This window comes from Halomonas sp. B23F22_20 (assembly GCF_043496985.1).
In the GTDB taxonomy this organism is placed as follows: domain Bacteria; phylum Pseudomonadota; class Gammaproteobacteria; order Pseudomonadales; family Halomonadaceae; genus Halomonas.
The window spans coordinates 20,562-43,988 of record NZ_JBIEKH010000001.1 but is presented as its reverse complement, the minus strand read 5'-3'; the positions used below and the strand labels follow the sequence as shown (position 1 = coordinate 43,988).

Here is a 23,427-nt window from a genome sequence, read left to right as displayed (position 1 = left end):
GCCCTTTCCCGCCGTTGCCCAGGCGATTACCCTGCTCATGGTTACCCGCCCTTTAACCACTCGCCACCAGGACACCGCCATGAGCCCGGCCGACACCCTTCGCCTGATCCTGCTTTCCTCGCTGTGGGGGATGTCGTTCATCTTCATGCGTGTGGCGGTGCCCGAATTCGGCCCGGTGCCGCTGATCCTGGTGCGCATGGGCGTGGGCGCGCTGCTGATGGTGCCGCTGCTGCTCGGCGCCCGCTACCTGCGCCTGGTGCGGGACAACGCCGGCAAGCTGATGCTGCTGGGGCTGGTCAACCACGTGCTGCCGTTTTCGCTGCTGGCGCTGGCCTTCCTCGGGGTCTATGTGCTCTCGGCGGATCGTCTGGACTTCGCCCTCGGCGGCGACGGCTGGTTCATCCTCGCGGTGCTCGGTGCCACCTTCTGCTACGGCATCGCCACCAACTACTCCAAGACGTACCTGTCCCACCTGCCAGTGCGCGTGCTGGCCGCCGGCAGCTGCGCCATGTCCGGGCTGATCCTGCTGCTGCCGGGCCTGTGGCTGTGGCCCCAGGCCCCGATCAGCGGCCTGGGCTGGGCCAACGGCCTGGCGCTGGCGGTGTTCAGCACCACCCTGGCGTTTTTGCTCTACTTCGGGCTGATTGCCAGCGCCGGAGCCACCGCCACTTCCACGGTCACCTTCCTGGTGCCGGTCAGCGCCCTGCTATGGGGCTATCTGCTGCTCGACGAGACGCTGAGCCTGCAGGTCCTGGCCGGCATGGCGATTACCCTGGCCGGCACCGCCATCGCCACCGGCATGCTACGCCTGGGGTGGCCGGCACGCCTGGCCCGGCGACGCAACGAGCGCCTAGACTGAAGCCGATGTTGCCCCGATCCACGGGAGACCCATGGACACCGCCCGCCTGCGCTTCCACGGCGAGCTCGACGACTTCCTGCCCCGCGAGCGGCGCGGCCGCACGCTGACCTACCGGGTCGACCGCCGCGCCGCCATCAAGGACGTGATCGAGGCCCTCGGCGTGCCTCATCCGGAGGTCGACGCCATCCTCGTCAATGGCGCCCCGGTGGGCTTCGACCATCCTCTCGCCGCCGGAGAGACGGTGAACGTCTACCCCGCCAACGTCGCACCGCCGGGGGCCGCGTCGCATCACCTGAGACCGCCCCTGCCACAGCCGCCTCGCTTCGTACTCGACGTCCACCTGGGCCGACTGGCCCGCTACCTGCGCCTGCTGGGCCTCGACTGTCGCTACCGCCATCGCGCCGACGATGCCGAGCTCGCCGAATGGGCCGAGACCGAGGCACGCATCCTGCTGACCCGCGACCGCAACCTGCTCAAGCGCCGACGAGTTGGCCTGGGACGCTTCGTGCGCGCCGACGCCCCCTTCGAACAGCTGGTGGAGGTGGTGCAGGCCTTCGTGCGACGCGACGAGCTGGCGCCCTTCACTCGCTGTACGCGCTGCAACGGCCGACTCGAGGTCGTCGCCAAGGACACGGTGATCCATCGGCTGGAACCGCTGACGCGCCGCTATGTGGACGACTTCCTGCAGTGCGAGGCCTGCGGCCAGCTGTACTGGCACGGCAGCCACGTGTCGCAGATGCGCTCACTGGTGGCCAGGCTGCGCCACCGTCTCGATGAGGCAACATGAAAGACGACCGTGGCGTCGCCGCCACGGCCGTCGTTTTCAACGCCAGGATGAGCGCCGCTCAGAAGTTCGGCTTGCGCTTCTCGACGAAGGCGCTCATGCCTTCGCGCTGTTCCTCGCCGGCGAAGCACAGCGCGAACAGGCTGGTCTCCAGGGCCAACGCGCTGTCCAGGTCCTGGTCCATGCCGTCGTGGACCGCCTGCTTGGCGCCGCGCACCGCCTGCGGGCCGTTGCCGCCGAGCTGCTTGGCCAGCTCGGCGGCATAGTCCTCGAGCTCGGCCTGGGGCATCACCCGGTTGACCAGGCCGATGCGCAGCGCCTCCTTGGCATCGATCTTGCGTCCGGTGGTCACCAGGTCAAGGGCCATGGCCGGACCAACCCGGCGAGGCAGGCGCTGGGTGCCGCCGAACCCGGGAATCACCCCGAGCAACACCTCGGGCTGGCCGAACACGGCATTGTCGCTGGCCACCGCCCAGTCGCAGGCCAGCGCCAGCTCGCAGCCACCGCCCAGGCAGAAGCCGTTGACCAGCGCCACCACCGGCACCGGCAGGGCCTCCAGCCGCTTGAGGGTGGCGAGCGCTTGGCCGGCGAAATCGCGAGCCTGGGGCGCACTCTTGTCGCGCATCTCGGTGATATCGGCACCGGCCACGAAGGCCTTCTCGCCGGCCCCGGTGATCAGCACCGCGCGCAGGTCATTGCGGGCCTCGAGCTCGTCGAGCGTCGTCGCCAGGGCGGCGATGACCTCGCTGTTGAGGGCGTTGAGCGCCTTGGGACGGTTGACGGTCAGGCGCACGATGCCGGCGTTGTCCTGCACCTCGATCGGCTGCTCGCTCATGATGACTCCTCGTGATAACGAAAGGGACGATCCGCCCTCACCCTAGCGAACGCTTGGTTGGGCGGCAATCGCGGCTTTGGTAGAGGTCACGAATAGACGTGAAAACCGCGCCCGGACTTGCGCCCCAGATAGCCGGCCTCGACCATGCGCCTGAGCAGCGGGCAGGGCCGGTACTTGGGATCGCCGAAGCCCTCCTGGAGGACCTCCATGATCGCCAGGCAGACGTCCAGGCCGATCAGGTCGGCAAGCTGAAGAGGCCCCATGGGGTGGGCGGCGCCGAGCTGCATGGCCTGGTCCACCGCCTCCGGAGTGGCCGCGCCTTCCTGCACCAGGAAGGCCGCCTCGTTGATCATCGGCACCAGCAGACGATTGACGGCGAAGCCGGGAGAATCACCCACCCGCACCGCGGTCTTGCCCAGCGCTTCGGCCAGGGCCTCGATGCGCGCCACGGTGGCGTCGCTGGTCTGCTCGGCGCGAATCACCTCGACCAGCTTCAAGACCGGCACCGGGTTGAAGAAGTGCATGCCCACCACCCGCTCGGGCCGCGCGCTGACCGCGGCCAGCCGGGTCAGCGACAGCGAGGAGGTGTTGGAGGCCAGGATGGCGTCGTCGCTGAGCCGGCTGAGGTCGCGGAACAGCTGTTCCTTGAGCTCGGGCTGCTCGGGGGCGGCCTCGATGATCACCGCGCAGTCGGCCAGGGTCTCCAGGTCGACAGTAGTGAGCAGCCGCACCATGGCCTCTTCGCGGCCGGTCTCGCTCATCCGGTCCTTGTTCACGAGCTTGACCAGCCCCGCGTCGATGGCGCTGCGGGCCCGCTCCAGGGCGGCCTCGGCCACGTCATACAGGCGCACCCGAAACCCGCTGGTCGCCAGCACCTGGGCGATGCCCTGGCCCATGGTGCCGGCGCCCACGACGCCGATCGGTTGTTGACTCATCGCTGCCTCTCCTCCTCTCGAGTGGATGACGTGCCCGCGGGCACCCGGTGCAGCATGCACCGCCGGCGCCCGCCGGTCGAGCCCTCGGCGGGACGGCGTCAAGCGATCAGAGAGTCGCGGGATCCAGCGCAGCGAGGCTCGTCATACCGGCCTCGATCGACGCCAGCTGGGCACGGCCCAGCGGCAGCCAGTGACGCAGCCCGTGATCGGCGGCGGCCAGCTTGACGCGATAGAAATCGCCGTCCTCGCTGCCGGCCGCCAGGGCAGCCTCGGCGCGGAGCGCGGAGCGGCCCAGCTGCCAGGCGCACAGCACGTGACCGGTGAGCGCCAGGAAGGGGGTGGCATAGGCTTGGACGGCGTCCGCGCCGCGCTCGGAGTCCGCCCCCTGCGCCAGCACCAGGCTCATGGCGGTACGCAGGTCCTCGATGCCGGCGGCGAGGCTCTCGCCCAGCGGGCGCAGCGAGGCACTGGCGGCCAGGGCCTCGGCGGTACCCTCCATCTCGTCGACCAGCGCGGTCATGGCGGCACCGCCGTCCCGAGCCAGCTTGCGCCCCGCCAGGTCGAGGGCCTGGATGCCGTTGGTGCCCTCGTAGATGGGGGCGATGCGCGCATCGCGCAGCAGCTGGGCGGCGCCGGTCTCCTCGATGTAGCCCATGCCACCGTGGACCTGCACGCCCAGCGAGGCGATCTCCACCGCCTGATCGGTGGAGAAGGCCTTGACCACCGGGATCAGCAGCTCGACCCGGGCCTGGGCCGCTTGCCGTTCGGCATCGTCGGCCGCGTGGCGCGCAAGGTCCATCTGCGCCGCACAGCTCAGCGCCAGCGCCCGCAGCGCATCGGTACGGGCTCGCATGGAGAGCAGCATGCGCTTGACGTCCAGGTGCTCGGCAATCGCGCAGGGCGCGCCGCTCCGACGCCCCTGCACCCGCTCCAGGGCGTAGGCACGGGCCAACTGGCAGGCCCGTTCGGCCACCCCGATGCCCTGGATGCCAACCTTGTGGCGCGCCTCGTTCATCATGGTGAACATGTGATTGAGGCCACGCCCCTCCTCGCCGACCAGGTAGCCGATGGCGCCATCCCGCTCGCCGAAGCTCAGTGCGCAGGTGGGCGAGCCATGGATGCCGAGCTTGTGTTCGAGCCCGGAGCAGACCACGTCATTGCGCTCGCCCAGGGAACCGTCATCGTTGACCAGGAACTTGGGGACCAGGAACAGCGAGATGCCCCGGTTACCCTCGGGGGCGTCCGGGGTGCGCGCCAACACCAGGTGAAGGATATTCTCGGCGGCCTCGTGCTCCCCCCAGGTGATGAAGATCTTCTGCCCGCGAAGTCGATAGTGATCGGCCTCTTGGTCGGGGCAAGGCACCGCCAGGGTCCGCACCTGGGAGAGATCTGAGCCGGCCTGGGGCTCGGTGAGGTTCATGGTGCCTGTCCAGCGCCCCTCCACCAGCGGAGGAAGATAGCGCGCCTGCTGGGCATCGCTGCCGTGTCGTGCAAGCGCCTCGATGGCGCCGGCGGTGAGCATGGGGCACAGCCCGAGCGCCATGTTGGCGCCATGCAGCATCTCCTGGACGGCGCTGGCCACCACTTCCGGCAGGCCCTGACCGCCCTGGTGCTCGGCAACGCCGATGCCGTTCCAACCGCCTTCGGCATAGGCCCGATAGGCCTCGGCGAAGCCCTCCGGCACCTCGACCCCGCCATCCTCTCGACGATGACACCCCTGGCGGTCCCCGCTGGCATTGAGTGGCGCCCAGACCTCGCCGGCCAGCCGAGCGGCCTCATCGAGCACGGCCTCGACCAGCTCGGGCTCGAGCTCCTCGAAACCGGGCAGGGACAGCGAAGCGTGCTCGAGGAGCTCCTCGAGCACAAAGCGAACATCGCGAAGCGGCGGCATGAATGGCGTCATGGGATCACCCTGGGAAAAATGATACCGGCGATAGTAGATTCACTACTTTTCGCCGACCATTATCCGTAGGTCGGGTATACGTCCCGCTGATGACGATGCAGGAACGTCATCCTTGGCTCGGCCGAGCGACTTCCGTTCCCTCCTCCTCGACGTCGGCCGGAGTGGGACCATCGTAATAGACGATGTGCGGCTCGTCGGGCGGCGGCGGGCCGACCAGGGGCTCGGCCACTGCCACATCCGGCACCGCAGCGGAGAGGTCTTCGACGTGCTCGTGCTCCAGGGCGCCCTGCATCCACTCGTCGGTGACCGACAGTTCGGCACCGGCAGCGCTGAGCGGCGTGGAGGGCGAGAACGGCGCCACCGGCACCGGCGCCGGGCGAACGCTGCGCCGCCAGGAGAAGAACCCCACGAGGATCAGGCCCAGCGCCCCCAGCGACCAGAACAGTCCGGTATCGCCGAGCACCGTCATCACCGGCGAGATCACCGGCGGACTGAGGGTAGAGCCGATGGCGTTGATCAGCAGCAGACCCTGGCTCATGCGTACCAGGGCGCCGGCCGGGGCCCGGTCGGCAGCATGCCCCACCGATACCGGGTAGAGGGAGAAAACGCCGCCGCCGAGCAGGAACAACAGCCCGGCCAGCCCCCAGGGTGGCAGCGACAGGAAGAGGATGCCGGCCGAGATCAGGGCGCAGAAGCCGCCGATGCCGATCAGCACCATCTGTCGATCGTGGCGATCCGACCAGCGCCCCACCGGGTACTGCAACAGCATGGCACCGAGCACCATGACCGCCATCAACTGGCCGACCTGTACCACACCGAAGCCGTTCCGCTGCAGATACAGCGGCAGCAGGGTATAGACCGCGGCCACCGCCAGCCCCGAACCAAAGCTGCCCATTACCCCGGTGGGGGTCAGGGTGATCAGGCGCAGCGGCGACAGCGGTTCGGCCTTGTCCATCAACGGCGAGACCTTGGGAATCATCGCCATGGGCAAGACCGACAGCGACGCCAGCATGCCGATCGTCATGAACGGCGCGGTGGGCCCCATGGCATCGACGACGCCGAGCAGCAACTGGCCGAGAACCCCGGCGGCATACAGCGAGATCATGTACAGCGCCAGCAGGCGCCCGCGCACCGTGGCATCTCCGGCGGTCAGCAGCCAGCTTTCGATGACCAGGAACACCCCGACCGTGGCCCAGCCACCGATCAGGCGCAGCACGAACCACGCCGCGGGATCGAAGAACAGGCCCTGCAACAGCACGGTAGCCGCCACCAAGGAGGCAAAGCTGCCGTAGGCGCGGATATGGCCGATGGCCAGCAGCAGCCGATCGTTGAGCATGGCCCCCAGCGCCAGGCCGATGAAATAGGCCGAGGAGACCCAGCCGATCACCACCGGCGACTCGCCGGCAGCGTCCAGGCGCAGGGTGATCAGCGTCGCCAGGAAACCATTGCCGATACCGAGGATGAAAAGGCCCAGCAGGGGCGCCAGGGCCATGAGCAGTAGCTGCCGTGACATGAGCGAACGTCTCGAGCGAATGGCGTGTAGGGAACCCACGCCGCGCACGGCCGTGGCAGGTTCTGAAGACTGTTGAATTCAGCGTCGACCCGATCCGGAGAACGGTCAACGACAACAGGTTTTCGAGGGGCGAATATACCCCCCGGGCAGGATCGCGCCAATCCCCAATCGGCGCCTTTTCGCGTCTTTTCCCCTACGATAACCGCATGTTATCGAAACCTTCATGTTTCTGAACGCTGCAGCAATACGACGTCGTCGGCCGGAAATTCCACCCTCAGTTGCCAGCGTTCGGCGAACCAGTGGAATGTCCCTTCGCTGAAGAAGCACACGTGGGTCGGATCAAGGATATAGTGCCAACCGGCGAAGGCCTCGACCGAGCTCACCCGCTTGGTCATCAACCCCAGCCAACCGCCCGGCGCCAGCAACCCCACCAGGCGCTCCAATTCCTGGCCGGGAGCAAAAAGGTGCTCGACCACCTCCGTGGCGGTGACGAAATCGTAGCGATACGCCAGTACCGAGGCATCCGGCGCGTAGAACGGATCGAAGATCGCCATGGGATGCCCGGCCTCCTCGAACATTACCGACAGCGTCGGTCCCGGGCCGGCCCCGAAATCGAGCCCCCGGTCGCCCGGCGCCAGTTTGGCGAGCAGCGGGTCGAACAGTCGCGACAGGAAACGGCGGTAGCCGAGATCGTCGGGCGAATTCTGGTGCCGGTCATAGACCGCCTTCTCCTCTTCCGGCCCGAGGCGCTGGTGAGCCGGCACGAACACCAGCTCGCATTGCCGGCAGCGGCGATAGTCGCGCCGCGCATCGCGATGGAAGGGCAGGTGCTCGACGGATGCGCATAGCGGACAGGTCTGCATCATCGTATTCTCTGTGGCAGGACACACTTCTCAGGAGGCATGCATGCTGTCAGGTCTGGATCATCTGGTCATCACCGTGACCGATATTTCCCGCGCCGTGGATTTCTACACCCGGGTACTGGGGCTGGACGCCCGCTATCGCGACCGGGAGCGCGTGGACCTGATGCTCGGCGACATGGCCCTGCGCCTGCACTGGACCGCCACCGACATCCAGCCTCGAGCGGCCACTCCCACGCCTGGCAGCCTGGACCTGTGCCTGCGCAGCCAGCTCCCCCTCGACGAGGTCCAGCGTCATCTGGAGGCGCTCTCGGTGGAGGTCGAACTGGGCCCGGTGAGCCGCCAGGGCGCCACCGGTGAGCTCGAGTCGCTGTACCTGCGCGACCCAGACGGGAACCTGCTGGAAATCAGTCGTCCCCTGCGATGATGGCATCCCGGCATACGACCGGTATCATGGCCCCCACATTCACTCTCAAGGACGACCCATGAACGAGAACGCCCCCCTGGACCACGACCGCGAGGTCGCCGAGTCTCCCCGCGCCCCTGATACCACCATGGCCATGGTCATCTACGCCCTGTACCTGGCCAGCTTCGTGGTCGGTTTCACCTCCCTGGTCGGCGTGGTGATCGCCTATGTCTACCGTGGCAAGGGGCCGGCCTGGCTGGACGAGCACTATCGCTATCAGATTCGCACCTTCTGGATCGGCCTGCTCTACGGCACCGTGGCCGCCCTGCTGACGCTGATCGTGATCGGCTTCCCGCTGCTGATCGCCCTGGCGATATGGCTGATCATCCGCTGCGTCAAGGGCTTCAAGGGCCTACAGGAAAAGCGCGCCCCGGGTAACGTGGACACCTGGCTGATCTAACCGATGACGAAGAAGCAAGACAGCGACGGTCGTCTCCAGGCCCGGCTGATCGCCGGCCTGTGGCGAACGCTCGCCCACTGGCGGCCGGCCGGGCTGTGGCGACTGTCACGCCTGGTCGGCCCGCTGGTCCAGGTCGGCAGCCGGCGGGAGCGCCGGGTAACCCGCATCAACCTGGCCCAGGCCTATCCCGACCATTCTCCAGCCGAACGCCGCCGTCTGGCCCGCCGTAGTCTGGTCCACTCCAGTGCCACCATGCTGGAGCTGGGCCTGGCCTGGATGGGCAAGCCCGAGACGGTTGAGGCCAGCATTCTCGAGGTCCACGGCCGCGAGCTGCTCGATGAGGCCCGCGCCGAGGGGCGCGGCGTCATTGTCCTGGCCCCCCACTTCGGCAACTGGGAGGTGCTCAACTTCTGGCTATCCGGGAATTTCCCCTTCACCGCCATGTACGAGCCGCCCAAGCTCGCCGCCCTGGACCCGATCATCCGCCGGGGCCGCGAACGTCGCGGGGCCAGCCTGGTGCCCACCAACCCGCGCGGCGTGGCCGCTTTGCTCAAGGCCCTCAAGCGCGGCGAGACGGTGGGCATCCTGCCGGATCAGACCCCGAGCTGGGGCAGCGGCGTCTTCGCGCCCTTCTTCGGTCGACAAGCCTACACCGCCACCCTGCTGCCCAAGCTGGTGGCCCGCACCGAGGCCCGGGTCGTCACCGGCGTGGCACGACGCCTGCCCGGCCGCGGCTTCGCGCTGCACTTCCTGGCCGCCGACGAGCGCGTCTACTCCGCCGACGAGACCACCTCGGCGGCCGGAGTAAACGCCTGCGTGGAGGCCGCCATCGCCCTGGATCCACCCCAGTACCAGTGGGAATACAAGCGCTACCGCAAGACGCCCCAGCAAGCCGAGGGCAGCCCGGACTGGAAGCGCCACCGACTCTACTGATGATCGACGCCATGCAGGGAACCATCCCTGCCAAGCGCTGACCAACCCCGGACAAACGCTACCCTTTCATGGATAGCGATCCTGAGAAAACGATAACGATACGACGACATGACCCCCGAGGACCGGCTTGCGCAGGGAACGCCGGCGGGATCCCGAGGAGAGTCACTATATGACATCGCTGATCCGCTTCCTGGCATTCTCGCTGGGCGCGGCACTGGCCATGGAAGCCAACGCGGCGCCCGAGACCGAGGAAGCGCTGTTCAAGACGGTCACCGACCGGGCCGAGCGCCTGGCCGAGTCCCCCTACGAAGCTCCCGCCGGCGAATTGCCGTCTGCGCTGGCCGAGCTCGACTACGACGCCTATCGCCAGATCCGGTTCCGCCCCGAACGGGCCCTGTGGCAAGACACCGAGGGGCTGTTCCAGGTGCAGCTGTTCCACCCTGGCTTCCTCTACGACCATCCGGTCGAGCTCAACCTGGTGGAGCCGAGCGGCGAGGTACGCCACCTGCCCTTCGATCCGTCTCGCTTCCGCTACGAGGGCGATGCTGCCGGCCTGGCCGAGCTGGACCTCGATGACCTGGGCCATGCCGGTTTCCGGCTCCACTACCCACTGAACAGCGGCGACTATCACGACGAGTTCATGGTGTTCCTCGGCGCGTCCTACTTCCGGATGGTCGGCCGAGGACAGGGCTACGGGCTCTCGAGCCGCGGCCTGGCCATCGACACCGCCGAGCCCCGCGGCGAGGAATTCCCGGCCTTCCGGGAGTTCTGGCTGGTCGAACCCGGCCCCGACGACACTCGCATGACCGTCTACGCCCTGCTCGACAGCCCCTCCGTCACCGGCGCCTATCGCTTCGACATCGCCCCGGGGAGCCAGACCGTGGTCGATACCGAGGCGCGACTGTTCGCCCGCGAGGACATTGCCAAGCTGGGCATCGCCCCGCTGACCAGCATGTTCATGCATGGTGGCATCGCCGGCTACCCGGCGGACGACTACCGGCTGCGGGTCCACGACTCCAGCGGCCTGGCGCTTCACACCGGCAGCGGCGAGCGTGTCTGGCGCCCGCTGAGCAATCCCGAGAAGCTACACCTGTCGAGTTTTCAGGACGCCTCGCCGCAGGGCTTCGGGCTGGTTCAACGACCGCGCCATTTCGACGGTTACCTGGACGCCGAGGCCCGCTACGAGCAACGCCCCAGCGAGTGGGTCACGCCCCTGGATGATTGGGGCAAGGGACACGTCGAGCTGGTCGAGATCCCCTCCGACAGCGAGGCCAACGACAACATCACCGCCTACTGGATCCCCGAGCAGCCCCTGGCGGCAGGTGAATCGCGCACCTTCCGCTATCGCTTGCGCACCTTCGGCGCCACTCCGCCCGACCAGCGCCTGGCCCACGTGATCCGCACCCGGCAGGGATGGGGGGCGATTCCTGGGCAGAGCGACCCGCCTCCGGCCAGCCGGCGCCATTTCATCGTCGACTTCCAGGGCCCCAGCCTCCAGGGGCTCGATGTCGACCAGCCGGTAGAGGCGCGGCTGACCACCTCCAGCGGCGAGATCCTCGAGCCGCGCGTCCAGCGCCTGCCCGATGGCGACACCTGGCGCGCCGACTTCCGCCTTGCCCCGCAAGACGACGCCCCGGCCGACATGCGCCTGGCCCTGACGCTGCATGGCGAACCGCTGACCGAAACCTGGAACTATGTCTGGTACCCCGATGAGCGCCGCTGATTCCGTGGCCGGTATGGCCCATGTCCCCTGGCGTCGCACTCGCCGATGGGGCTTCGCCCTGCTGGTCGCCGCCACCACCGGGCTGGGCATGTGGACGATGTTCCGCATCCTCCACGTCGGTGGCCTGACGCCCCTGGAACTCGCCATCCTGGCGCTGTTCGGCGTCACCTTCGGCTGGATCGTCATCGCCTTCTGGAGCGGCGTGATCGGCTTCACGCTGACGCTCGCCGGCCGCGACCCGCTGAGCCTGGCTCGGGCATCGTCGCCACGACGCCCCGACGATGCCCACTCGCGTACCGCCCTGGTCATGCCGATCCACAACGAGGACGTCGAGCGGGTCGCCGCCGGCCTCGAGGCGACCTGCCGTGACCTGCCGCCGATCACCCCCGATCGCCACATCGAGGTCTTCGTGCTCAGCGACAGTACCGATGCCGCCATCGTGGCCCGCGAAAAAGCCGTCCTGGCGACCCTGCAGCAGCGGCTGGCCGATCACTGCCGGCTCCACTACCGGCATCGCGACAGCAACGCCGGGCGCAAGGCCGGCAATCTCGGCGATTTCTGTCGACGTTGGGGGCGCCACTACGACTTCATGCTGGTGCTGGATGCCGACAGCGTGATGAGCGGCAGTACCGTGCAGGAACTGATCACGGAGATGGAGGCCAACCCACGGCTCGGCCTGCTGCAGACGGTACCGATCCCGATCCGTCAGGACAGCCTGTTCGGCCGCGCCAACCAGTTCGCGGCGGCGGTCTACTCGCCGATGCTGGCGACCGGGCTGAGCTTCTGGCAGTCCGACGCCGCCAACTACTTCGGTCACAACGCTATCCTGCGCGTCGAGGCCTTCACCCGGCATGCGGGCCTGCCCGAGCTGCCCGGCCGCCCCCCGCTGGGCGGTGACATCCTCAGCCACGACTTCGTCGAGGCAGCCCTGCTGCGACGTGCCGGCTGGGAGGTGCGCATGCGTACCGACCTCGGCGGCAGCTTCGAGGAGATGCCGAGCCATCTGCTCGACTATGCCAAGCGCGACCGCCGCTGGGTCCAGGGCAACCTGCAGCACCTGCGCCTGCTGGGAGGGCGCGGCCTGCACATGCTCAGCCGCGTGCACTTCCTGTGCGGCGCCCTGGCCTACCTGTCGTCGCTGATCTGGCTGGCGATCCTGGTGGTCAGCACCATCGACGCCCTGATGCGCGCGCTGATCGAACCCAACTTCTTCACCTCCAATGCCCAGCTGTTCCCCGACTGGCCGATCGCCCCGCCCAACCTGATCATGCCGCTGCTCGGCGGTACCCTGGCGATGCTGCTGATGCCCAAGGTATTGGGCGTCTGCCTGGCCCTGCGACGCAACCCGGCCCAGCACGGCGGACGCGCCCGACTGGTGGCCAGCGCCGTGCTGGAGGCCCTGTTCGCGATGTTGATCGCGCCGCTGATGATGGTCTTTCACAGCCGCTTCGTGATCGAGGTGCTCGGCGGCCGCACCGTGGCCTGGGATCCCCAGTCCCGCGAGGGGCGCGCCCTGCCCTGGCGCGAGGCCCTGCGCCATACCTGGCCGGGCACCCTGGCCGGCGCCCTGTGGGCCGGCATTACCTGGTGGTACACACCGACCTTCTTCTGGTGGCTGACCCCGGTATGGCTCGGCCTGATGCTGGCCGCCCCGCTAGTGCGATGGAGCAGCAGCCTGTCCCTAGGCCGCGGGCTACGCCGACGCGGCCTGCTGCTGGTACCCAGCGAGACGGCACCGCCGCCGGTGCTGCGCGACGAGACTCCGCCGCCGGTGGTCGAGGACGGCCTCGAGCCCTCGCCAACACCGAACGAGCGGCCCTGCGACATGCCGACCCAATCCTTCACCCGGGACTGGGCCCGGCCGCCGGTCACCGAGAGGCGGCCCACCCTCGGGGAATGACCCGGGGGTGTTCGTCCGCGACCAACCTGCTAGACTGGCTCGACTCGCTTGACGGGGTGCCGGTGGAACCGGCTGAGATGGCGCAGGCTCACTGAGAAGGAACTCGCAAGAGTCCGAGAGCCCAAGCGCTGGTCCCGTGGAACCTGATCCGGGTGGGTGCGGCACGGCCGCACGTGAACCGGCGTAGGGAATCAGGCGGAGGGACCGGCACCTCCTCGATGTTCTCGCCGGCCCTGCCTCCCTATTCCCCTGTGCCCACCCTCCGGATCCCGATCGCAACGGAGGCAAGATGGGCTACCGCTTCAGAGATCTCACCGCCGCCTGCCAGGACGACTGGCGCGCCTATATCGAGCATGACTTCGTGCGCACCCTCGGCGCCGGTACACTCGAGGGCGACGCCTTCCGCCACTACCTGCAGCAGGACTACCTGTTCCTGATCCACTTCGCCCGTGCCTACGCCCTGGCCGCCTACAAGAGCCGCGACCTGACCGAATTGAACCAGGCCTTCGACGGCCTGAAGACCATTCTCGACGTCGAACTGGACCTGCACCGCGGCTTCTGCCGCGACTGGGGCATCACCGAAGACGACCTGGCAGCCCTGCCCGAAGCCCGTGCCACCCTGGCCTACACCCGCTACGTGCTCGATGCCGGCAGCCGCGGCGACCTGCTCGACCTGCGGGTGGCGCTCGCGCCCTGCCTGGTCGGCTATGGCGAGATCGCGAACTGGCTTCAGGCCCAGCCGTTCACCGTGCGCGGCGACGCCAACCCCTATGAGCCCTGGATCGCCATGTACCAGAGCGAGGAGTTCCAGGCCGCCATGCGCGCCGAGATCGCCTGGCTGGACGCGAGGCTTGCCGAGGTGACGCCGGCGCGCTTCGAGCAACTGGCACGGCTGTTCCGCGACGCGACCCGGCTGGAGATCGATTTCTGGCAGATGGGGCTGGATCGCGCGGACTGAGAGATACCTGCCGGCTGAATCAGGGGCGCCGGGGACGGGTCGTAGAGGGGGTCCTACGCCAGGGGTGAGGAGCACTGCTCCGAACGGGCTGGCCAAGGATGGCCAGCACCGGCCCTGCAAGCGGAGCAGGACGCGAGAGCGCAGCAGGGCGTCGGTAGCGTACAGGGAGGTATTCACAGCGCCCCCTCGTAGACCTGTCGCCGGATCAGCCCCGGGCCACATGCACCAGATAAAAGATGATGACACGGCCCGCCATCGCGGCGGGCACCACCACGCTTGACGGGGTGCCGTTGAAGACGGCTGAGATCATGCAGCACTCGAGCATGGGTCCCGTTGAACCTGAACTGGCTAGGACCAGCGTAGGGATCAAGCGACACGCCGCCGGGCTCGGTGCCTGCGGCCAATGTCCTCCCCAGCTGTCCTCCCTGATAACACTACCCAAGCAAAGGGAGACCGACCGATGGCAAAGACCGATCATTTCCTCGCCGAGAGCGCCCGCGTCGACGCCGCCGCCGTCCAGGCCCTGCCGGGCTCGCGCAAGATCTATGTCGAGGGCTCGCGCCCCGATATTCGCGTGCCCTTCCGCGAGATCAGCCTCTCGCCGACCCGCACCTCAGGCGTGGGCCCGGATGAGCAGAACCCGCCGCTGCTGGTCTATGACACCTCAGGCCCCTACACCGACCCCGAGGCCGACATCGACCTGCGCCGCGGCCTGCCGGAACTGCGCCGAGGCTGGATAGAGGCCCGCGACGACACCGAGTTCCTCGACGGCCCGACCTCCGAGTACGGCCGCCGCCGGGCCAACGATCCGATGCTCGCCCCGCTGCGTTTCGACCTGACGCGCACGCCGCGGCGCGCCAAGGAAGGCCGGAACGTCACCCAGCTGCACTATGCGCGCCAGGGCATCATCACCCCCGAGATGGAGTTCATCGCCATCCGCGAGAATCAACGCAGGCAAGCCCTCGGGACCGAGGAAGTCGAGCGCATCCTCGGCCACCAGCACCCGGGCGAGAGCTTCGGCGCCCGCCTGCCCGAAGAAATCACCCCGGAGTTCGTGCGCGACGAGGTCGCCGCCGGCCGTGCCATCATCCCCTGCAACATCAACCACCCGGAGTCCGAGCCGATGATCATCGGGCGCAACTTCCTGGTGAAGATCAACGGCAACCTGGGCAACTCGGCGGTGACCTCCTCCATCGAGGACGAGGTCGACAAGATGACCTGGGGCATCCGCTGGGGCTCGGACACCATCATGGATCTTTCCACCGGGGCCAACATCCACGAGACCCGCGAGTGGATCATCCGCAACGCCCCGGTGCCGATCGGCACCGTGCCCATCTATCAGGCGCTGGAGAAGGTCAACGGCGTGGCCGAGGACCTGACCTGGGAAGTGTTCCGCGACACCCTGATCGAACAGGCCGAGCAGGGCGTCGACTACTTCACCATCCATGCCGGCGTGTTGCTGCGCTACGTGCCGCTGACCGCCAGGCGCACCACCGGCATCGTCTCCCGCGGCGGCTCGATCATGGCCAAGTGGTGCCTCTACCACCACCGCGAGAGCTTCCTCTACGAGCACTTCGAGGAGATCTGCGAGATCTGCAAGCGCTACGACGTGGCCTTCTCGCTGGGCGACGGCCTGCGCCCGGGCTCGGTGGCCGACGCCAACGACGAGGCCCAGTTCGCCGAGCTCGAGACCCTCGGCGAGCTGACCCGCATCGCCTGGAAGCACGACGTCCAGGTGATGATCGAGGGCCCCGGCCACGTGCCCATGCACCTGATCAAGGAGAACATGGACAAGCAGCTTGCCGAGTGCGACGAGGCACCCTTCTACACTCTGGGGCCGCTGACCACCGACATCGCACCGGGCTACGACCACATTACCTCCGGCATCGGCGCGGCGATGATCGGCTGGTACGGCTGCGCCATGCTCTGCTACGTCACGCCCAAGGAGCACCTGGGCCTGCCCAACAAGGACGACGTCAAGACCGGCATCATCACCTACAAGATCGCCGCCCACGCCGCCGACCTCGCCAAGGGCCACCCGGCCGCCCAGCGTCGCGACAACGCCCTGTCCAAGGCACGCTTCGAGTTCCGCTGGGAGGACCAGTTCAACCTCGGGCTCGATCCGGACACCGCCCGCGAGTACCACGACGAGACCCTGCCCAAGGACTCCGCCAAGGTCGCCCATTTTTGCTCCATGTGCGGGCCCAAGTTCTGCTCGATGAAGATCAGCCAGGAGGTGCGCGACTACGCCGCGGAAAACGGCCTCGAGGGCGACCGCGCGGCGGTGGAACGCGGCATGGAAGAGCAGGCCGAGAAGTTCCGCGACCAGGGCGCCGAGCTGTACAAGGAGGTCTGACCTCACGCCTCTGACGCATAACGCCGCGCCGGCAATCAGCCGACGCGGCGTTTTTTCGTCGAGACGCCTTCAGCTTCAGGTTGTCGAGGCGGCACCGACCGCCGGTTCCTCCTGCGAGTCTCGACCGCCGGGCGCGAAGCCGAGTAGCCGCAGGGCATTGAGCGTGACCAGCACGGTCGCCCCGGTATCGGCCAGGATCGCCAGCCACAGCCCGGTGATCCCCAGCACGGTGGTGACCAGGAACAGCGCCTTCAGGCCCAGGGCGATGGCGATGTTCTGGCGGATATTGGCCATGGTCGCCCGAGCCAGTCGGATCATCGCCGCCACGTCGCCCACCCGATTGCGCAGCAGGGCCCCGTCGGCGGTCTCCAGCGCCACGTCGGTGCCCGAGCCCATGGCCACGCCGACATGCGCGCTGGCGAGTGCCGGGGCATCGTTGATGCCGTCGCCGATCATCATCACTCGCTCGCCCCCGGCGAGTTCGCGAATCGCCTCGACCTTGCCTTCCGGCATCAGCTCGGCACGACGCTCGATCCCGATGGCCCCGGCGATGGCCGCCGCCGTGCGATCGTTGTCGCCGGTGAGCATCACCGCGCGCACGCCGAGCGCCGACAGCGCGGCCACGCCGTTGGCGGTGTCGCCCCGAGGCTCGTCGCGCATGGCGATCGCCCCCAGCACAACGCCCTCCTCGACCGCCACGATCACCGTCTTGCCCTCGGCTTCCAGCGCCTCGACGCTCGCGGCCAGCGACTCGGGCATCGACCAGCGTTGGGCCACGTGACGCGGCGCGCCGAGGAAGGCGTTCCGTCCGTCACGCCGGGCCTCGACGCCCAGCCCGGGAAGGGCCCGGGCCTCGCCGACCGGCGAAGGCGCGACGCCGATCGACCGCGCATGCTCGAGCACCGCCAGCGCCAGGGGGTGGCTCGCCCCCTGCTCGAGGCTCGCCGCCAGGCCGATCACGGCCTCGGCATCATGCACCTCGCCGGCGGCCACCACGTCGGTCACCCGAGGCCGGCCCTCGGTCAGGGTGCCGGTCTTGTCGAAGCCGACCACCTCGGTGCGGGCGGCGGCCTCGATCACCGCACCGCCCTTGAGCAGCAGCCCGCGCCGCGCCCCGGTGGACAGCGACGAGGCGATCGACGCCGGCACCGAGATCACCAGCGCGCAGGGGCAGCCGATCAGCAGCAGCGCCAGCGCCCGATAGGTCCACTCGCCCCAGGCGCCACCCAACGCCAGCGGCGGTACCACCGCGACCAGTACCGCCAACCCCACCACCGCCGGCATGTAGACGCGGCTGAAGCGATCAATGAAGCGCTCGGTGGGCGCGCGTGCCTCCTGGGCCTCCTCCACCAGCCGGATGATACGGGCGATGGTGTTGTCCTCCGGCGGCCGGGTCACGCGCAGCCGCAGCACCGCCTCGTGATTGATCGAGCCGGCGAAGACCTCATCTCCCTCGCCCTTGGCGCGGGGCACCGATTCGCCGGTCACCGGCGACTCGTCGATCGCCGAGCGACCCTCGAGGATGAGGCCATCGGCAGGAATCCGATCCCCGGGGCGCACCACCGCCACCTGACCGACCGCGAGCCTTGCGGCGTCCACCGCGCGGGTTTCTCCGGGGGCGACCTCGAGCAGCGCTTCCCGCGGCACCAGATCGGCCAGCGCACGAATGCCTGAACGAGCCCGGTCGGCCGCCACCCCTTCGAGGATCTCGCCGATCGAGAACAACAGCACCACCATGGCCGCCTCCCCGGCGGCGCCGATGATCAGCGCGCCCCCGGCGGCAAGCGTCATCAGCATCTCGATGGTGAACGGCATGCCGACCCGCGCCGCGGTGACCGCCCGCCTGGCGATCGGCCCCAGGCCGATCAGGCAGGCCGCAAGGAAGGCCCAGTGGGCCACCGCCTCGCCGACGGTCACGCGCAGCAGCATGGCGACAGCCAAGGCCACGCTAGTCGCCAGCACCAGTCGCCCCTTGGCGGTGGCATACCAGCGGCGTCGGGGCGTGTCACCGGCGCTCGTCTCCTCGGCGTCGTCCAGCGAGGCCTCATAACCCAACCGGCGCACCGTGGCGGTGATCGTCTCGGGTGCGGTTCGGGCCTCGTCCAACGACAGGGTGAGCGTCTCGTTCATTACCGACACGCGGATATTCTCTACGCCGGGGAGCCGTTCCAATGCGCCGCGGATGGTCGACGCGCAGCTCGGGCAATCCATGCCGGCCACGGACCAGGTCCGGGGCCCGCCAGTCCCCGCTGGCGTATCGGGCACTTCCACATCGCCCTCGCCGGCGGCCTTTGCCCGGCTGGCCGAGCAGCAGTCGTCGGTCGCGTCGGCGGTGGGTTCGTCCGGCGAGGAGCTACGCGCGATGCCGTAGCCCAGGCGCTCGACCAGCGCCTCAACGGTCTCGGGGGCGGTCTTGTCCACCTCCAGCTCCAGCGCCAGCGCCCCCTGCATGACCGATACCCGCACGTCGGCCACGCCCGATAGGCGCTCCAGGGCACCGCGAATCTTGCCGGCGCAGCTCGGGCAGTCCATGCCTTCGACACGCCAATGGTGGCGACGACTCTGTTTTCCCGCGGCGTCACACGCCATATCAGCCTCCTGGGCAGTTTCGGAATCTCGATGTTGGTCGCAGCGTAATCCCTTTAGTAGCTATAGACTCAAGCAAAGACATCGATCTTGCCCGCGACTCCTCGCATGATGCTCGCGGTATCTGGCGCGACGATGCCGTCGACGGCCGCGATATGGCACGCGGCCTGCATGTACTGGTAACCCCCCATCGCGAGGCGATCGCCCATGCCGACTCCTTCCCTCTCGACGCCGCTGGCCGCCGACGCCTTCCGCGAGCGGGCTCACCGTCACCTGCAGCACCTCTACGGCCCACGGGCCGACGAGGTGCTGCGCCGACTGCTCACCCTGCTGGAGCATCAGGCCCCCACGACGCCCTCGAATGGGGAAACGCCCGCCGCCCGGCCGCTTTGGAGCGAGCGCGACCAGTGGCTGATCGCCTACGGCGACAGCCTGCTCGACGGCGACCGAGCGCCGCTCCAGGTGCTCGACGACTTCTTCGTCGACAGGCTTGCCAAGACCTTCAGCGGCCTGCACCTGCTGCCCTTCTTTCCCTGGAGCAGCGACGACGGCTTCTCGGTCGTTCACTATCGCGAGGTCGACCCTCAACTGGGCGACTGGCCCCAGGTACGCCGATTGGCCGAGCGCCTCGACCTGACGGTCGACCTGGTGCTCAACCACGTTTCCCGGGAGTCGCTGTGGTTCGCCGACTACCTCGGCGGCAACCTGCCGGGGCGCGACTACTTCATCGAGATGGATCCCGACAGCGATCTCTCGGCGGTGGTACGCCCTCGCAGTTCGCCGCTGCTGGTCAAGGTGCCCACCCGTCGCGGGCCCCGCCGTCTCTGGGCGACCTTCTCCGAAGACCAGATCGATCTGAACTTCGCCAACCCCGACGTGCTGCTGGAGTTCGTCGGCATCCTGCTGTTCTACCTGTGCCAAGGCGCGCGCGTGGTGCGTCTCGATGCCATCGCCTACCTGTGGAAGGAGGTCGGTACTTCCTGCATCCACCTCCCCCAGACCCACGAGGTAGTCCGGCTCTTGCGCGCCATCGTCGATCACGTCGCCCCGGGCACCCTGATACTCACCGAGACCAACGTTCCGCACCGCGAGAACATCAGCTACTTTGGTATTGAAAATCAGGGTCTTAAAGATCAGGATCTTGAAGATCAGAGTCTCGAACATCAGGATCGCCACCAGCAGCAAGCCCCTGACACGCCGCCCGACGAAGCCCATCTGGTCTATCAGTTCCCGCTGCCGCCGCTGCTGCTGCACACCTTCACCAGCGGCGAGGCAGCCACCCTGGCGGCCTGGCTGAAAAGCCTGCCCGCGCTGCCGCCGGGCTGCAGCTTCCTCAACTTCACCGCTAGCCACGACGGCATCGGCGTGCGCCCGCTGGAGGGCTGGCTGCCCCATCACGAGGTCGAGGCACTGCTCGAGTTGATGCATCGCTTCGGCGGTTTCGTCAGCATGCGCACCCGGGACGACGGCGAGGACTCGCCCTACGAGATCAACATCACCTGGTTCGACGCCATGAAGGGCACGCGTCGGGGAGCCGACCCCTGGCAGGTACCGCGGTTCCTGTGCAGCCAGCAGCTGATGCTCGGCCTGCAAGGCATCCCCGCCCTCTACCTGCATGCGCTGACCGGCACCCTCAACGACCTAGAAGGCATGGAACGCAGCGGCCGGCTACGCTCGATCAACCGCCACCGCTGGGACCGCGGCGCCCTGGAGCGGCTGCTCGACAGCCCCCATACCTCGACCCATCAGGCCTTCACGGCCCTGACGCGGCTGCTCGAGGTGCGACGCGACGAGCCCTGCTTTCACCCCGACGTGCCCCAACGGGTGATCGAGACGCCCGCCACGCTGCTGGTCGTGGAACGCGGTCCACTCGCCGACGGGCGCCGGCTGCTGGCGATCCACAACGTCACCGACCGCCCACAGCCGCTGGGCCTGGAAGCGCTGAACGAGGGCGACTGGCGGGATCGATTGGGCGGCGAAACATGGCGGGCGGAGGACACCCTGCCGCCCTACGGGGCTCTTTGGTTGATAAACAGCGGCTGGTGAATCGGCCGCAAGCCGCAAGCTGGAAGCTGGAAGCTGGAAGCTGGAAGCTGGAAGGCAGCATGCCCCCGCCATCATCGGGTCGAGGTTTTTCTTCCAGCTTCCCGCTTACGGCCGCGAAGCGGACGATCTTCCCGCTCCGGGCGAAGCCCGGCTCTTCCAGCTCCGAGCCCCCCGGGCTCAGCCCGGGGCATTGTCGGCCTCGACCACCTCGGCCATGCGCGGCAGCAGGTCGGGGATCGCCGCCCTGACCCGGTTCCAGCTGGGAATGAAGGGGCGTTCACCGGGGTTGTCGAGGAACACGCTGCCGGCCTCGAGCAGGTTGGTGGCGAACAGCTCCACGGCCCGTTCCTCGCTGTGGCGATCCAGGCTCAGGCCATTCATCCGCGCGTCGTGATCGTAGGCCTCGATCAGGTCCAGCGCCATGCGATAGTAGGTGGCCTTGAGGGTGCGAAACCCTTCGGCACTGAAGGTCACGCCCTGGGTCGCCAGCTTGCGATAGAGCGCCTTGGCGATATCCAGGCTCATGCGGTTGAGCCCGCCGGAGGCGTCCTCTTCTGAGACTGGCTGATGCTTGTGATCGTAGGCATCGGCGAGATCCACCTGGCATAGCCGCCGGGTGGAGTAGTGGCGATGCACCTCCGAGAGCACGCCGATCTCCAGTCCCCAATCGGCGGGGATGCGGATGCCGTCGAGCACCTCGCTGCGCATGGCGAACTCACCGGACAGCGGGTAGCGGAAGCAGTCCAGGTAATCGAGGTAGGGCAGCGGCCCGAACATCTGCTTGAGCGCGCGCAGCAGCGGCGTGACCATCAACCGCGAGACCCGACCGTTGAGTCGCCCATCAGCGATTCGCGGGTAGTACCCCTTGCAGAACTCGTAGTTGAAGTAGGGATGCGCGACCGGGTAGAAGAGCCGCGCCAGCATGCCGCGATCATAGGTCAGGATGTCACAGTCGTGCAGCGCCACCACTTCGCTGCGCCCGGAAGCCTGCACGTAGCCGGCGCAGTACCAGACATTGCGCCCCTTGCCCGGCTGCTGGGGCGCCAGCCCCTGCTCCTCGAGCTCGGCGTCCAGGGCGCGTAGCCCCGGGCCATCGTTCCACAGGATGCGATGACGCTGGGGCAGCCGCGCGAAGAACGCGCGGGCCTTGTCGAACTGGGCCCGGTCGGCCCGATCGAGGCCGATGACCACCTCCGAGAGATAGGGCACTCGGGCCAGCTCGTCGACGATATGCGCCAGCGCCGGCCCCTCCAGTTCGGAGAACAGCGACGGCAGGATCAGGCTCATCGGGCGCTGCTTCGAGAATCCGACCAGGTCGGCCTCGAGCGCTTCGAGGGGCCGGCGAGTGAGGTTGTGGAAGTCGGTGATGATGCCGTTCTGATGGAAATCGCTCATGCCGTGGCCCTCCCCGCCTCGGCCACGCTCAGCGCCGGCCGCGGCCGGCGCTCGCCTCGCCCCCACCAGTGATCGACCCCTTCCGCCCAGCCGGCGGGTCCGACGGCGCGACTGCGGTACAGCTTGGGCTGACGGGGCGCTACCTCCAGGCCATGGCAGCCGCGGATCACCACCGCCTGGTCCACCGCCTCGAGCATGGCGATATCGTTGGGCCCGTCGCCTAGTGCCAGCGTCTGCGGCTGCACCCCGCGCAACGCGGTATAGCGCTCGGTCAACCAGGTCACCGCCTGTCCCTTGTCCGACTCGCCGGTGACGTGCCAGAAACGCCCGCCGCGTACCAGGTGCAGGCCATCCCCGGCGAGTCCCTGGCGAAAGGCGTCCAACTTCGCCTCGCAGTCTTCCCAGATCAGCGGCTCGCTGCCCTCACGCATTCGGGCCAGGCGCGCCTCGCCCTCGGCAAGGCCGGTGAAGGCCACCAGGTCATCGAGCCCCATTTCGCCCATCGGCGTGAAATGCACGCCCAGTCGTGCACGCCACACCGCGAGTCGCTGACGAATGAAGCCGATATCGACGCCCAGGGTGCGAATCACCAGTCCATCGGGGCCCGGCGTGCGCTCCAGTCGGGCATGGCACCAGGCAGCGGGCAGCCCCACCACCGCACCGTTCTCGGCCACGAAGGGGCTCTCGGTGAGGTTCAGGTCCTGGCGCAGTGCCAGCAGTTCGCTGCGGGTCTTGCTGGTCACCGGAATCACCGGGACGCCCTCCCGACGTAACCCGGACAGCGACTCGGCGGCCGGCGACCAGTCATAGCTGAGATGGTCGAGCAGCGAGCCGTCCAGATCGGTGAACAGCAGCCGCGGACCGGCGGTCTCGGCGTGTGGCGAAGAGCGGGACATGGCAACACCTCGTGTTTCTCGTGGTCACGAGGCACGTTGCAGATAACATGCCAATTTCCCCGCGAGCGGCGCCGTCAGG

19 protein-coding genes and 1 riboswitch are annotated in these 23,427 nt (G+C 68.2%); of the genes, 10 read left to right on the top strand and 9 right to left on the bottom strand.

Going from position 1 to position 23,427, the window contains the following annotated elements:
* Positions 1 to 79 precede the first annotated feature (79 nt).
* Complete coding sequence (locus ACGTN6_RS00185) at positions 80 to 859, top strand: DMT family transporter (RefSeq protein WP_394589423.1); 780 nt, start codon at positions 80 to 82, stop codon at positions 857 to 859.
* A 31-nt stretch (positions 860 to 890) separates the two neighbouring features.
* Complete coding sequence (locus ACGTN6_RS00180; protein ID WP_394589213.1) at positions 891 to 1,646, top strand: Mut7-C RNAse domain-containing protein; 756 nt, start codon at positions 891 to 893, stop codon at positions 1,644 to 1,646.
* 58 nt (positions 1,647 to 1,704) lie between these two features.
* On the opposite strand, the gene ACGTN6_RS00175 is transcribed toward ACGTN6_RS00180, so the two are convergent.
* From ACGTN6_RS00175 to ACGTN6_RS00155, 5 genes are all read right to left on the bottom strand, one after another.
* Positions 1,705 to 2,478, bottom strand: a complete 774-nt coding sequence (locus tag ACGTN6_RS00175) for an enoyl-CoA hydratase-related protein (RefSeq protein ID WP_394589212.1) — start codon at positions 2,476 to 2,478, stop codon at positions 1,705 to 1,707.
* An 86-nt stretch (positions 2,479 to 2,564) separates the two neighbouring features.
* On the bottom strand, positions 2,565 to 3,413 hold the full coding sequence (locus ACGTN6_RS00170; RefSeq protein ID WP_394589211.1) for a 3-hydroxybutyryl-CoA dehydrogenase: 849 nt from the start codon (positions 3,411 to 3,413) through the stop codon (positions 2,565 to 2,567).
* 106 nt (positions 3,414 to 3,519) lie between these two features.
* Positions 3,520 to 5,316 carry an acyl-CoA dehydrogenase gene (locus tag ACGTN6_RS00165; RefSeq protein ID WP_394589209.1) on the bottom strand — a complete coding sequence of 599 codons (1,797 nt, stop codon included), beginning with the start codon at positions 5,314 to 5,316 and terminating at the stop codon, positions 3,520 to 3,522.
* Positions 5,317 to 5,422: 106 nt separating this feature from the next.
* On the bottom strand, positions 5,423 to 6,829 hold the full coding sequence (locus ACGTN6_RS00160) for an MFS transporter (protein WP_394589208.1): 1,407 nt from the start codon (positions 6,827 to 6,829) through the stop codon (positions 5,423 to 5,425).
* 221 nt (positions 6,830 to 7,050) lie between these two features.
* Positions 7,051 to 7,695: a class I SAM-dependent methyltransferase gene (locus tag ACGTN6_RS00155; RefSeq protein WP_394589206.1), complete on the bottom strand. Its 645-nt coding sequence runs from the start codon at positions 7,693 to 7,695 to the stop codon at positions 7,051 to 7,053.
* A gap of 40 nt (positions 7,696 to 7,735) precedes the next feature.
* Between ACGTN6_RS00155 and ACGTN6_RS00150 the strand changes: the two genes are divergently transcribed.
* From ACGTN6_RS00150 to thiC, 7 genes are all read left to right on the top strand, one after another.
* Complete coding sequence (locus tag ACGTN6_RS00150) at positions 7,736 to 8,116, top strand: VOC family protein (protein ID WP_394589205.1); 381 nt, start codon at positions 7,736 to 7,738, stop codon at positions 8,114 to 8,116.
* Positions 8,117 to 8,174: 58 nt separating this feature from the next.
* Positions 8,175 to 8,555, top strand: coding sequence for a DUF4870 family protein (locus ACGTN6_RS00145; RefSeq protein ID WP_394589203.1), 381 nt, complete (start codon positions 8,175 to 8,177; stop codon positions 8,553 to 8,555).
* A gap of 3 nt (positions 8,556 to 8,558) precedes the next feature.
* Complete coding sequence (locus ACGTN6_RS00140; RefSeq protein WP_394589202.1) at positions 8,559 to 9,488, top strand: lysophospholipid acyltransferase family protein; 930 nt, start codon at positions 8,559 to 8,561, stop codon at positions 9,486 to 9,488.
* Between the two features lie 169 nt (positions 9,489 to 9,657).
* The gene (locus ACGTN6_RS00135) at positions 9,658 to 11,211 is read left to right on the top strand and encodes an OpgD/OpgG family glucan biosynthesis protein (RefSeq protein ID WP_394589201.1); all 1,554 of its coding nucleotides are present in this window, start codon (positions 9,658 to 9,660) and stop codon (positions 11,209 to 11,211) included.
* Positions 11,198 to 13,111 carry a glucans biosynthesis glucosyltransferase MdoH gene (gene mdoH, locus ACGTN6_RS00130; protein ID WP_394589199.1) on the top strand — a complete coding sequence of 638 codons (1,914 nt, stop codon included), beginning with the start codon at positions 11,198 to 11,200 and terminating at the stop codon, positions 13,109 to 13,111. The genes ACGTN6_RS00135 and mdoH overlap by 14 nt, the downstream gene beginning before the upstream one ends.
* 289 nt (positions 13,112 to 13,400) lie before the next feature.
* Positions 13,401 to 14,069 carry a thiaminase II gene (gene tenA / locus ACGTN6_RS00125; RefSeq protein ID WP_394589197.1) on the top strand — a complete coding sequence of 223 codons (669 nt, stop codon included), beginning with the start codon at positions 13,401 to 13,403 and terminating at the stop codon, positions 14,067 to 14,069.
* A 270-nt stretch (positions 14,070 to 14,339) separates the two neighbouring features.
* Positions 14,340 to 14,452: riboswitch (TPP riboswitch) on the top strand.
* Between the two features lie 77 nt (positions 14,453 to 14,529).
* Positions 14,530 to 16,425 (top strand): phosphomethylpyrimidine synthase ThiC, encoded by a 1,896-nt coding sequence (gene thiC / locus ACGTN6_RS00120; RefSeq protein WP_394589196.1) that lies wholly within the window; start codon positions 14,530 to 14,532, stop codon positions 16,423 to 16,425.
* 75 nt (positions 16,426 to 16,500) lie between these two features.
* On the opposite strand, the gene ACGTN6_RS00115 is transcribed toward thiC, so the two are convergent.
* Both ACGTN6_RS00115 and ACGTN6_RS00110 read right to left on the bottom strand, forming a co-directional pair.
* Entirely contained in the window at positions 16,501 to 19,014 is a 2,514-nt protein-coding gene (locus tag ACGTN6_RS00115; protein WP_394589195.1) for a heavy metal translocating P-type ATPase, read from the bottom strand.
* A gap of 68 nt (positions 19,015 to 19,082) precedes the next feature.
* Entirely contained in the window at positions 19,083 to 19,220 is a 138-nt protein-coding gene (locus ACGTN6_RS00110) for a hypothetical protein (RefSeq protein ID WP_394589194.1), read from the bottom strand.
* Between ACGTN6_RS00110 and ACGTN6_RS00105 the strand changes: the two genes are divergently transcribed.
* The gene (locus tag ACGTN6_RS00105) at positions 19,219 to 21,057 is read left to right on the top strand and encodes an alpha-amylase family glycosyl hydrolase (RefSeq protein WP_394589193.1); all 1,839 of its coding nucleotides are present in this window, start codon (positions 19,219 to 19,221) and stop codon (positions 21,055 to 21,057) included. The genes ACGTN6_RS00110 and ACGTN6_RS00105 overlap by 2 nt on opposite strands.
* A gap of 177 nt (positions 21,058 to 21,234) precedes the next feature.
* Here the strand turns inward: ACGTN6_RS00105 and ACGTN6_RS00100 are convergent, their stop codons facing one another.
* Together ACGTN6_RS00100 and ACGTN6_RS00095 are read right to left on the bottom strand one after the other, a co-directional pair.
* Positions 21,235 to 22,452: a glycosyltransferase family protein gene (locus tag ACGTN6_RS00100; protein ID WP_394589191.1), complete on the bottom strand. Its 1,218-nt coding sequence runs from the start codon at positions 22,450 to 22,452 to the stop codon at positions 21,235 to 21,237.
* Positions 22,449 to 23,348 carry an HAD-IIB family hydrolase gene (locus ACGTN6_RS00095; RefSeq protein ID WP_394589190.1) on the bottom strand — a complete coding sequence of 300 codons (900 nt, stop codon included), beginning with the start codon at positions 23,346 to 23,348 and terminating at the stop codon, positions 22,449 to 22,451. The genes ACGTN6_RS00100 and ACGTN6_RS00095 overlap by 4 nt, the downstream gene beginning before the upstream one ends.
* Between the last annotated feature and the right edge of the window lie 79 nt (positions 23,349 to 23,427).